At 66.5% G+C, this 11,583-nt stretch carries 12 protein-coding genes; 9 read left to right on the top strand and 3 right to left on the bottom strand.

Annotation, left to right across the window (positions count from 1 at the left end; all coding sequences use genetic code 11):
* Positions 1-10 precede the first annotated feature (10 nt).
* The 5 genes from TVH25_RS03010 to TVH25_RS02990 all read left to right on the top strand — a co-directional run bounded on the left by TVH25_RS03010 (position 11) and on the right by TVH25_RS02990 (position 3,604).
* Entirely contained in the window at positions 11-772 is a 762-nt protein-coding gene (locus tag TVH25_RS03010; protein ID WP_296551775.1) for an alpha/beta fold hydrolase, read from the top strand.
* A gap of 25 nt (positions 773-797) precedes the next feature.
* Positions 798-1,712: an exodeoxyribonuclease III gene (locus tag TVH25_RS03005; RefSeq protein WP_422423329.1), complete on the top strand. Its 915-nt coding sequence runs from the start codon at positions 798-800 to the stop codon at positions 1,710-1,712.
* Between the two features lie 720 nt (positions 1,713-2,432).
* A complete protein-coding gene (locus TVH25_RS03000) occupies positions 2,433-2,852 on the top strand; it encodes a MarR family winged helix-turn-helix transcriptional regulator (protein WP_422423328.1) in 420 nt (139 codons plus the stop codon).
* Between the two features lie 33 nt (positions 2,853-2,885).
* Positions 2,886-3,341, top strand: coding sequence for a hypothetical protein (locus TVH25_RS02995; protein ID WP_422423327.1), 456 nt, complete (start codon positions 2,886-2,888; stop codon positions 3,339-3,341).
* Positions 3,338-3,604 carry a hypothetical protein gene (locus TVH25_RS02990; protein ID WP_422423326.1) on the top strand — a complete coding sequence of 89 codons (267 nt, stop codon included), beginning with the start codon at positions 3,338-3,340 and terminating at the stop codon, positions 3,602-3,604. Before TVH25_RS02995 ends, TVH25_RS02990 begins: the two co-directional genes overlap by 4 nt.
* A gap of 704 nt (positions 3,605-4,308) precedes the next feature.
* Here TVH25_RS02990 and TVH25_RS02985 read toward each other — a convergent pair.
* Positions 4,309-4,572, bottom strand: coding sequence for a hypothetical protein (locus TVH25_RS02985; RefSeq protein WP_422423325.1), 264 nt, complete (start codon positions 4,570-4,572; stop codon positions 4,309-4,311).
* Positions 4,573-4,694: 122 nt separating this feature from the next.
* Between TVH25_RS02985 and TVH25_RS02980 the strand changes: the two genes are divergently transcribed.
* The 4 genes from TVH25_RS02980 (at position 4,695) to TVH25_RS02965 (ending at position 7,126) form a co-directional block, all read left to right on the top strand.
* Positions 4,695-5,225: a hypothetical protein gene (locus TVH25_RS02980; RefSeq protein WP_422423324.1), complete on the top strand. Its 531-nt coding sequence runs from the start codon at positions 4,695-4,697 to the stop codon at positions 5,223-5,225.
* Positions 5,226-5,284: 59 nt separating this feature from the next.
* Entirely contained in the window at positions 5,285-6,181 is an 897-nt protein-coding gene (locus tag TVH25_RS02975) for a sucrase ferredoxin (RefSeq protein ID WP_422423323.1), read from the top strand.
* An 88-nt stretch (positions 6,182-6,269) separates the two neighbouring features.
* Positions 6,270-6,632: an ArsR/SmtB family transcription factor gene (locus TVH25_RS02970; protein ID WP_296551385.1), complete on the top strand. Its 363-nt coding sequence runs from the start codon at positions 6,270-6,272 to the stop codon at positions 6,630-6,632.
* On the top strand, positions 6,629-7,126 hold the full coding sequence (locus TVH25_RS02965) for an SRPBCC family protein (RefSeq protein ID WP_169619903.1): 498 nt from the start codon (positions 6,629-6,631) through the stop codon (positions 7,124-7,126). The genes TVH25_RS02970 and TVH25_RS02965 overlap by 4 nt, the downstream gene beginning before the upstream one ends.
* Positions 7,127-7,167: 41 nt before the next feature.
* On the opposite strand, the gene TVH25_RS02960 is transcribed toward TVH25_RS02965, so the two are convergent.
* Both TVH25_RS02960 and TVH25_RS02955 read right to left on the bottom strand, forming a co-directional pair.
* Positions 7,168-9,156 carry an SDR family oxidoreductase gene (locus TVH25_RS02960; RefSeq protein ID WP_422423322.1) on the bottom strand — a complete coding sequence of 663 codons (1,989 nt, stop codon included), beginning with the start codon at positions 9,154-9,156 and terminating at the stop codon, positions 7,168-7,170.
* 54 nt (positions 9,157-9,210) lie between these two features.
* Positions 9,211-11,334 (bottom strand): MMPL family transporter, encoded by a 2,124-nt coding sequence (locus TVH25_RS02955; protein ID WP_169619901.1) that lies wholly within the window; start codon positions 11,332-11,334, stop codon positions 9,211-9,213.
* Positions 11,335-11,583: the final 249 nt, after the last annotated feature.

Here is an 11,583-nt window from a genome sequence, read left to right as displayed (position 1 = left end):
CTCGGCGGTCGTGGACAGTCTCGTGCGTACGGCCGAACCGAACGGTGTCGTGGTCTCGTACCGCGAGACCGCGCCGACCGGTCGCGCGCACCCGGTGCCGGTCGTGCTGGTGCACGGACTCGGCGGTGACGGTCGCACGTGGGCGCGTTTCTCCCGGATTCTGGCAAAGGCGGGGCGACGTGTCGTCGCTGTCGATCTGCGCGGCCACGGCCGAAGCGGTCGCGCGCAGTCGTATAGGTTCGACGATTTCGCCGCAGATGTCGCGGGTGTGTGTACCCACCTGGGATTCGACACGATCGATCTGGTCGGCCACTCACTCGGGGGACACACCGGCTCGTTGATCGCACAGCGGCACCCGGAGCTCATCCGGCGGCTGGTACTCGAGGAAGCCCCGTTGCCCTTGAGAGCGGGTGATCCGGTTCCGCAGATTCCCGCCGGCCGTCCGACGCCCGCCGAACTGTGGCATGCCACCAGCAGCATGATCCTCAATCCGCGCGCCCTCTTCACTTTCGATCGGTCGATGACCGAGACCGTGGTGAGCCAATTCCATACCCCGAATCCTTTGTGGTGGGAGCAACTTTCACACGTCCGATCGTCGACCCTGTTGCTGCGTGGCGTCCGCCGCGGCAGTATGGTCGACCCGACGCTGCTCGCTGCGGCGCTGTCGTCGCTACCGGACGGAACGGCGCGGGAGATCGGGTGCGGCCACAGCATCCACCGCGATCGCGCCGGAGATTTCGCGGCCGCGGTCCTGCCGTTCCTCATGGACTGACCTTCGGTCCCTACACTGGTACTCCGTGCGTATCGCGACCTTCAACATCAACGGAATCCGTGCGGCACAGCGCCGCGGATTCGAAGAGTGGCTACGTGAGCGCCAGCCCGACGTGGTTGCACTGCAAGAGGTGCGTGCTCCTGCCGCGGCGGTTCCGCCCGGAGTATTCGGCAAATACCACTTCAGTTACGAAGAGGGAGTACTCCCGGGCCGCAACGGTGTGGGGATCCTGACGATGCATCCTCCCGCGGCGGTGCGCACATGGAGCGGTAGGGCTTTGGTGCGGGCACCCGGTGAAGATCACAGCGAGCCGATCGAACTCGAGCGAGTGCCGTTGGCGCGCGGACTGAAAGAATTCGCAGACGAAGGCCGCTACATCGAAGTCGATCTCGCAGATGCGCCGATCACTGTCGCGTCGCTGTATCTGCCGAAAGGTGGCGTCCCGGCGCACCTGCAGAAGCCTGGCCGCATGCGGGACGAACCCGACGGCGGCGTCCGGTACGCGCGCAAGATGCGTTTTCTGGACGCATTCGCACGACAACTGGGGAGGTCGCGTCGCGCGGCACGCGCGCAGGGCAGAGAACTGCTGCTGATGGGCGACCTCAACATCGCACACACCCGCTACGACGTCCGGAACTGGCGGCGCAGCAATCAGGCCGAGGGGTTCCTCCCCGAGGAACGTGAATGGCTCGATTCACTACTCTCGCCGCGCACCCTCGTCGACGTCGTCCGCCGGCACTACCCGGGTGTCGACGGACCGTACTCGTGGTGGTCGTGGATCCCCGGATCGTTCACGCGCGACGTCGGGTGGCGGATCGACTACCACCTTGCGACCCCGGGCCTGGCCCGAACCGCCGTCGCTGCGGGCACCGATCGGGAACCCGCGGAGGATCGACGGATGAGTGACCACGCACCGGTCGTCGTGGACTACGACATCTGATCCAGCGCGATGCTTTATCTCCTCGTCCCGAGAAGTCGGGGTGTCCATCGCGTCGGCGTCCCACCGCGTCGACGCCACCGACCCGTGTCATAAACCCTCGACGCGCTGGGGTCATCCGGGAGCGGAAGACCGGGCAACCGGAGGAGTCTCGAGAGGCTGGTCGCGGGCGAAACTTCCGTTGCTGGGCGGATATCCGTGCGGCAGTAATCGAGAAGCGCGTGATCCTCGGGTCTACCAGCAGAGAAGAAGGCACGGTCCCTGCTCGTCCTGAGACGTAACTCCCTGCCCTCGAAGATATTCCAGGTCGGGTGTGAAGTGCGGACCGCGGGGTTCACCCGAGCACCCGGATCATTCCAACCGGTGCGTGGATAGGTTCGCCGATTGTCGGCGATGGGATACGGCACCGCCTCGGCGAATCCTTCATAGGACGTCGGGACCGCGGGGATCGCACGGCGAGGCTCTTCTCGGTCGTCCACGATGTCAACCGGCCGACGATATATGTATGGCTGAGATGTCGGTGGCGGACGCGTCGACGGTGCTCGGGGTCACCGGTCGGCAGGCCGACCGGCTTGCTCTGGCCGTTGACGTCGCGGTGACACGCCGGGTTGGGCGGTCGTTGTGAACCGTCTCGGATACGTCCCTCCGGATGAATTCGACCTTCCGCGGCGGCACCGCTGATTCTCGTGAGCTGTGGTCGTGTGGTCTGGGTAGCCTGCTTCCATGTCTGAGCCGCCTCCCTTCAGTCCCACAGTCACGTTGCTCACGGTGGGCCGGGTGTGGGAGGCCGCGTTCACCGAGGCGTTGAAGCCGCTCGGGTTGACCACCCGCAAGTACGGGTTGTTGGGGCACATCCGCGGAACGCCGGGCATCTCGTTCAGCGAGCTCGCCCGGCGTTCACGCATCACCGTGCAGAGCGCCCACACCGTGGTCGCGGCGTTCGTCGAGGCCGGGTTCGTCGACGACGCGACGGCGCGCGCGGGGGCGGCGTCCACATTGTTGATCACTGCGGAGGGTGAGTCGCTACTGGCTCGGGCTTCCGAAGTGGTCGGGCGCCTCGACGCGGAGTTCGCCGCGCAGCACCCCGAGCTGACCGAGGCGCTGCGGGTGCACATGCTGCGGGTGATGTCGGCTACCGAGTGACCTCTTCCATAACCTTCAGCTAAGCTGAAGGTTATGGAATCGCTGTTACTTTCCGCCCATGTAGTGGCGGGCATCCTCTTCGTGGGTCCCGTGGCGGTGGCCACGAGCCTGTTTCCCAGGTACGCGCCCGTGACAGTCGCGGTAGGCGGTCCGCAGCGGGTCGAGCGGAGCATGGACACCGCCCGCGCGCTGCACCGCATCACCCGCGTCTACGGCCTGCTGGCGATCGCGGTCCCGGTCGTCGGCCTCCTCCTCGCCTCGGTCCAGGGCCGCACGACCGAGGTCTGGGTCGTGGTCGCGATGGTGTTGACCGCCGTCGCCGGGGGACTGCTCGCCCTGCAGCTCGCCCCAATCCAAGGGGAAGCGCTCACCGCACCCGACGACGGTGCCCGGCTCCGGCGCCTCGGCATGCTGACCGGCCTGTTCAACGCGCTGTGGGTGGTCGTTGTCGTGCTCATGATCGTGCGGCCCGGATCGAGCTACGCATGACCGGGTTGCTGCGCACGCTGGCTGTGCTCTCGGCACTCGAGACCGTCAGCGTCTTCGCGCTGCTGGTCAACGTCGCCACCGTGCGCGACGGCACGCTCGCGGACGTCCTCGGTCCGGTCCACGGTGCGCTCTACCTGGCCGTCGCCGTCACGGCGCTCCTCGGTCGCGGTCTGACGACGCGGACCCGCGTCAGTGCGCTCGTGCCCGTGCTCAGCGGCCCCCTCACGATGGTCAATCTGCGTGTTCTGGCCAACTTGCCGTGACGGCGCAGGGTCCCCGCGTGGACGGCAGCGTCGACCATTGGCGGGCGGGCCCATCGGGGGCGTCACCGGGACGCACACGCGGGGAACCGGGACGGGGATGCTCGACGTCGGCAGTAGCGCCTGGACGGACAGGACTTGTCGGAACCTCTCGCTACGGTCATTGAAGTAAGACGTGATCGCGGTGATACGGCAGGTCCTGCATTGCACGGGTTACAGGGGAGAAGCGCGTGGGATACACCTCCATGCTTGCGCACTACCCGGCGGCACGATTCGACATTGATGAGGCTTATCGAAAGAGGATCTGGCGCACATTTCGTGAAGGAGCCGATCTGCCGCTGACCTGTCGCGACACGGAATAGACCAAGGTCATTATGGTGTGACCTCGAGCCCCTGGCAGCTTTGCTGCCGCATCTGACCGGTGTTGTCATCGACGCCGTCCGCCTCTCGATGCCACGATCCGGATCACGGTCCACCCGCGAGGCGGTGAGGGACAGTGCCCGACCAGCGGCACGGGTTCGAGCCGGGTGCATTCGCGGTACCGCCGCCGACACACCGACACCACGAGCGGCGCACTCCCGGTCGTGGTCGAGTTGACGATCCGCCCGCTCTTCTGTGACAACAGCGCCTGCAGAGCAACCACTTTCGCCGACCACTGTCGTGGAGCACCGCGGGCTTCCAGTTGCGGACATCGGTGATCGTGGGGATCACTCGGGAACTGCCCGCGCCGATCCGGCGGCGAAGTACTCGTCGGTGTTCTCGTAGTCCGCGGCGACCAGGTCGATGGTGTCGGACGTCGACCAGGCACGGTCGGCGAGGAGTGAGACCGAGCGTCGCGACGCGGACTCGACTGCTGCAAGTGCCTCGACGATCGCAGCACCGCCGGAAAATCCCTCAACGGACCCCGCCGAGATCGCGCGGGTGTCGATACGGGCGATACGCCGTGCAATTCCTCGGAAAGCCGTTGACAAAGAGAATAATTCGTCGATATCGGCCCTGATCGTATCCGCCATCGTCCCCCCAGACGTTCGGTAGCGCGGAAACCATAACGCACAAATCCGACACCCGGGAAGTGGGCGCTACCATCATGGGCATGGCACTGACCGAATCGGATCGTCGGCTCATCGGATCGTCGCTGTTGTTCCTGGCGTCCCAGGCAAACATGGGCCGCGTCCTCGGCCCCACCGCGCTTACCGTCGGCACGATTCAGGCCACCTTTTCGGCGGACAAGTATCGGAAGATCCTCGACAACCTGGGTCCGGACGAGATCAGCCGGTACCGGCAGCACTACTACTGGGACATGGTGCATCCGTTGACGTTCGCCATCGCGCTCCGGGACGGTGCCCGTGCCCTCGACCACCACCGCCCGCTGGCACCCCGCACGCGCAGGCTTCTCGCTGCCGCACCTGTGATCGCTGCGGCCGGGGATTACGCAGAGAACATTACCGGGCTGTACCTGCTCGACCATCGCAGTCGCATCGACGACACGACCGTTCGTGCCGCGACGACGATCAGCCTCACCAAATGGGTGCTGGCCCTCGGTTGCTTGGGCTACCTGACGCAAGGTTTCCTACGGGTGTGGGGGAGAGCCGGACTGCGGCGGATACGAGGAAAACGGCGCTGACCGGGGAAACTCGCAAGGGCGCCGATTCCGTGAATGATCCGAGCGGCGACAATGAACCGGTGACGATCGCTGCGACAACCTGCTCCGCGCTGTCCGCTCTCGACGAGCCGTTGCCCGGCACCGCCGCAACGGCGCCCGGGTACGTGTGCCTGGAGTTCCCCTCGGGCTGGGGGCGGGACGTTCTCGACGGCACGGCACTCGGCCCGGAACTCGCTGCCGAACTCTCGGCCCGCGCAGATGCGGCGGGGGTCCGGTTCATGTTCATCCGCCGCCCGGGGCGCGACGTGGGGCGTGCGACCCGGACGGTTCTGCTCGCACGCACCGAACCGGGCGCTACGTGGTGCGAGCGCCTCAAGATCACACACCCGGCAGAACTGCTCGACATCGTGCCGCAGGTGGTGGCCGGGCCCGCCCTCGGTCTCGGCACCCCGGTCGGCGAACCGGTCGTGCTCGTCTGCGCCCACGGCAAGCGGGACCAATGCTGCGCGGTGCTGGGCCGTCCGGTCGCTGCGGCGCTCGCCGCCGAATTCGGTGACGCGGTGTGGGAGTGCTCTCACACCGGAGGACATCGCTTCGCCCCGTCGATGATTCTCCTGCCGACCGGTTACACCTATGGGCGCCTCGATGCCGCACAGAGCGCAGACGCAGTGCGCGCCGCGACAGCCGGCCGGGTATATCTCCCGGGTCTTCGTGGACGCAGCACGTGGGATGCGTCGAACCAGGTTGCAGAGATCGCGGTGCGCGCGCTCACCGGCGCCGACGAACTCGACGACTTCACCGTCGATGAGGCCGCTGTCCCGGTCGTGCGTCACCGCGACGGCCGGGCATGGCGAGTCGAGATGGACAAACGCGACCTACCGCCGCGGCCCGCGAGCTGCGGTGCCGCACCCAAACCGGTGTATCCGGTGGTGGCAACCCGGGTGACGCCGATCGTTGGAGGGTTCGACCGGAGCTGATCCCGGCCACGCGGGCGAGAACGTGCAGTCCTCGCCGGCATCTATCGAACTCACGCGAATGCGTAGCCAATCGGTTACGCTTTCCGGTGTGGAGGGAGCGCGAGCGATAGCGGACCCGGTACGCAGGGAGATTCTCGAGTTGCTTCGCGCTGCACCGCTGTCGGCCGGGGGGATCGCGCAGCGCTTTGCGATCAGCCGACCCGCCGTCAGCAAACACCTCCGGGTCCTGATCGAGTGTGGCGTGGTCGAGGTGACCGTCGACGGTCGCCGGCGCATCTACACACTCCGTACGGAGCCGCTGGTGGAAGTTGCCGACTATCTCGACAGGCTCATCGGGCCTGCTCTGCCGCAACGGTTCGATGCCTTGGCCACCGAGGTTGCGAGAACCCGGCGTGAACGAAAAGCGGCATCGAACATGCCGAAGTTCGAGAACGGAAGGAAGAGAGCATGACAACTCCGAAACCGACCGGAAAGCTCGTGAACGGTTCCGAAGGGCTCGACCTCGTAGTGACGCGCACACTGCCCGGCTCTGTCTACGACGCCTGGGCAAGCATCACCGAACCCGAACGCACCGCGCGGTGGGTCGGACGATGGGAAGGTACCGGCGCCGTCGGCGAAACGATCAGGGTGCAGATGGGTTTCGAGGAAGGCGCGCCCTGGGAGGACGTCGAGATCACCGAATGCGATGCCCCACATCGACTAGGCCTCCGGACGATCTCCGAGCAGGGCGCGTGGGACGTCTCGTTCGAACTGTCCGAAGACGGGGAGCGATCCGAGATCCGCTTCGTGCACCACCGCGTCGCGGCGGCAGAAGTCGGTGATGTCGGTCCCGGCTGGGAGTACTACCTGGACCAACTTGTGGCGTCGGTCTCCGGGGCACCGTTGCGGTCCTTCGACGACTACTTCCCCGCTCAGCGCGAGTACTTCGAAGAACAGACGCGATAACGCACGGAGGAGTGTCGGCGGGAGGCGCGGTGGGCTCGTCGCTACCAGTGCACGCCCGGCAGCAGTCGTCCGATCCGCCGCAAGGTTGCGCCTCCGGTCAGTGCCGGAAGCACGCCGAAAGGCGCGGGTGGAGTCGGTTTCCGTTCTTCGGTTTCACCAACGGGTGCACCGGAATCCGATGACGCGCGATGCAACCGGGATCGGACGAGATTCGCGATCGACGGGGCGAAGAGGCTACCGAACTCGGCGAGGGTCGAGACCGGGACGTCGATGCGCGTGGGTCTTTCGATCAGGGCGCGCACGATCATCGCCGCCGCAGCCTCCGGGCTCGCCGCCGGTGCGTCGGTGTACTCGTCGGTGGGCGCGATCATCGGTGTGCGCACGAGCGGCATCCGGACTGTGGTGAAGGTGACTCCGTCGCTCAGGGTTTCTCCCGCGGCGACCTCCGCAAATGCTTCGAGGGCTGATTTGGAGGCCAGGTAGGCCGCGAACCGAGGCGTGCGGGCGGGCACACCCGCGCTGGTGATGTTCACGATGTGCCCGAAGCGTCGCCGGCGCATCTGCGGAAGAAGCGCGAGCACCAGACGCACTGCGCCGAAATAGTTGACCGCCATGGTTCGTTCGAAATCGTGCATCCGGTCCGTCGAGTCGTACAGCCCGCGACGGATCGATCGACCGGCATTGTTGACGAGCATGTCCACGTGCCCGTGGTCCGTGAGGATAGCCGCGACGGTGTGTTCGACGGAGTCTGGGTCGGTGAGATCGCAGGGGTAGGCGTGGCCCCGCCCGCCTCCGGCACAGATCTGAGCGACTACGGCGGCGAGTTCCTCGTCGCGGCGAGCCACGAGAATCACCCGCGCCCCCTCCTGTGCCACTGCGAGTGCGGCGGCTCGGCCGATCCCCGACGAGGCGCCGGTGATGACTACATTCCGGCCGGCAAGCGGTCCGGGCCCGTCCCCGCGTCGCGCGCGGTTCGGATCCAGATTCTCTTCCCAGTACCGCCAGAGCGCCGGTGCGTACGTCGAGAGATCCGGAACCGTGATACCGCTGTCGCGCAACACTTCCCGGGTTCGCGCGTCGTCGAACACGGTCGGCAGGGCGAGATGGTCGAGCATCACCGGTGGGATGCCGAGACGGTGCAGTGCGAAACGGCGAACAGCGTCGAGCCCGGGCAAAGCTGTCGACGACAAGAGCGTGCGCACGAAACCGCCGGGAACGGTGGCGACCGGAAGCGGGGCCCCCGCCGCGGAAGCGAACGCGGCGAAGACTTCACGCAGCGGTTGGGGCCGGGGAGCGACGAGGTGGAAGGCCCGGCCGTCGAGGTGCGGGCGGTGCACGAGTTCGACGATCGCAGCGGCGACATAGTCCACGGGCACCAGGTTGGTGTCGCCCAGATCGGGTACGACGAGGGGCAACCCGGAGGGCAGCGCTCCGAGTCGCGCCAGTGCGGGGAAGAAGAAGTACGGCCCGTCGATCTTGTCGATCGCACCGGTGACGGAATCGCCGACGATCGCGGACGGGCGGTAGGTGCGCCAGCGCATGTCACTTCCGCGCACCGCCTTCTCGGCCTCGAACTTGGTGCGGTGGTATGGCGTCGGGAAGTGCTGCCCGAGGTCGAAATCATTCTCGGTGAAGGTCCCGCGGTGGTCGCCGGCGACCGCGATCGACGAGACATGATGCAACGTCGCGTCGAGTTGCCGTGCCAGCGCGATCACGGCGTGGGTGCCGTCGACATTGGTGACGGTCTGCTCGTCACCGGCGGTCAGGTCGTAGATCGCGCCGAGGTGCAGAATGTGATCGGCCTGCGGGATCGTCCCCGGTTCGAGGCCGAGCTCGCTTGCCGTCAGGTCTCCGATCAGGGCGTGCAGCCGCGCGCCACCCGGCAGGGAGTCGGCGAGCGCCTCGAGCTTGGTGACGGAGCCCCGCCGCACCAGCACATGCACTTCGGCGTCGGGCCGGGTGGCGAGCAGTCGTGCGAGGACCTGCCGACCGAGAAATCCTGTTCCACCCGTGACCAGGTAGGTTGCCATGCCCGAGAACTTACTCTGAGGTAAGTATCGCGGGCCGGAAATCGGGGTCGCGCCCTAGTGGCCCAGCCCGACCTTCTCGTGAATTCGTTTCATCCATGCCGGCGCCCACCAGTTCGCCTCACCCATCAGCTTCACCAGCGACGGGACCAGAAGCATCCGGATGATCGTCGCGTCGATGATGAGCGCGATGATCATGCCGATGCCCAGGAACCGCATGATCGACAGACCGGAGATCGTGAACGCACCGGTCACCACGATCAGCAGCAGGGCAGCCGCAGTGACGACCCGGCCGGTCCGCGCGGTGCCGTATTCCACGGCTTCGACCGTGGTGGCGCCCGCTGCGCGGGCCTCGACCATCCGGGACATGAGGAACACCTCGTAGTCCGTGGAGAGGCCGAACACGACCGCCAGGATCAGGACGACGAATGTCGGCTCGAGCGCACTGGGTACGACACCGATCCACGATGCGCCGTGCCCGAGCTGGAACACCCAAGTCAGCACGCCGAACGTGGCTGCCAGGCTCAATCCGGCCATCAGGACCGCCTTGATCGGCAGCACCACGGAGCCGAACGCGAGGAACAACAGCACCAGCGTCGAGGCCACCATGATCGCGATCATCCACGGCAGAGCGTCGGCGATCGCAGCATTGGCGTCGTCGACGAGCGCGCGTCCGCCACCGACGAGCACCTCCGTTCCGGCGGGTTCGGGCACGGCACGCAGTTCGTCGGTGATGGCACTCGCCCGGGGCGTGCCGTCGACCCCCTGCCCGTACAGCGCTTGCAACACCGCGACGTCGCCCTGGGAGCCGACGGTGACGGTTTGCTCGATGCCGTCGAGGGCGGTCGCCGCGCGCGACACCTCACGAACTGCCTCGGCCGACGGGGTCTGTCCGTTGTCGCCGCGTACCACCAGGGTGGCGCCGTTCCCGCTGCTGGAGAAGTCGTCGAGGAGTTTCTGCGTTGCGGCGCGTGCGGGACTGTCTTCCGGAAGGGCCGTGTACTCGATCTCGCCGAAGCCGGCCTTGAAGACCGGTGTGGCAAGCACGAGCAACCCAGCGGTGATGACGATCGCGATGGTCGCGGGTCGCCGCATCACGTTCCGCACCACACGGCCCCAGAAGCGCACGGCGCGGGCCTCGCTGCGAGCGGACGCCTCCCTGTCCCAGGTCCAGGCGTTGATTCGGTGACCGAGCAGTGCGAGCACGGCCGGCACAGCGGTCAGGGACAGCAGGGCAGCGCTGAACACGGACGCCATCGCGCCCAGGCCGAGCGACCGCAGCACCGACTGCGGGAAGACGAGCATGCCCGCGAATGCGCAGATCAACAGGGCCGCGGAGAACATCACCGTGCGCCCCGCAGTGAACATGGTGCGTTTCGTGGCGGCGATGACCTCGGCTCCGGCGTTGAGTTCTTCGCGGAACCTACTGACGATGAACAGGCCGTAATCGATCGCCAGGCCGAGCCCGATCAACGAGGTGATGTTCAGCGCGTACGAGGACACGTCGGTGAACATCGTGAGGAATCGCAGCGTCGCGAGCGAGGAGAAGATCGCAAGGACACCGACGAACACCGGCACCGCTGCGGCGACCACCCCACCGAAGATGAACACCAGCAGGAGGAGTGTCACCGGAATCGCGATCGCCTCCGAGACGATCAGGTCGTGTTCGAGGGTTCCGGTGAATTCCACTCCGACGACGGTCCCGCCGGCGAACTGCGAATCGACTCCGGGAACCTCGAGCATCTCGAGGACCGCCGGGAAAGTAGCGTTCGTGACCCCCGATTCCTCTCCGAGGATGATCGAGGCCGCGACACTGCGCTGGTCTGTGGAGACCAGCAGCTGGTTCATCGGCGGCGGTGCCGTCCAGTAGGTCGAAATGGACGTGACCGTCACCTCGTCGGAGAACTTCCCGAGGGTTTGCTCGACGTCGTCTCGGATGTCGTCGATGGTCTGGCCTTCGGGAGCGGTGTACATCGCGATGATGTCTGCCGTCTGCGGACCGAAGGTGTCGTAGATGATCTTCTGGGCCTGCACGGATTCGCTGCCCGCCACGTAGTAGCCGGTGCCGGAGAGTTTTCCGAACACCCCCACTCCCCAGATTCCGGCAGCCAGGACCACCAACAGGACCGCGGCGAGAACCCACCGACTTCTGGTCACCACGATGTCGGCCCAGCGGTTCATGCACACTCCCGTTTCGGTTGCCTCGGTTACCGAACGGCAACTGTACTGGCGGGAGAATCGAGCGCCACAGCGATACCGGTCATAACGGAAATGGGAGCGCAATCCACCCGGCAGTCACAGCACGGGAGGGCGAAGAGAGAGGCGGACCGACGCGCCCGATGCCTCACGGCGTCTCGCGCAACGTGGCTCCAGCCGGACGGTATTCCACGAAGGCCGTTCATACTGGCTCCGGGGCGTACTGACGCGCCG

Origin of the sequence: Rhodococcus sp. 7Tela_A2 (genome assembly GCF_049311045.1) — a bacterium.
GTDB lineage: Bacteria > Actinomycetota > Actinomycetes > Mycobacteriales > Mycobacteriaceae > Rhodococcus.
This window is presented reverse-complemented; position numbering and strand designations above follow the sequence as displayed.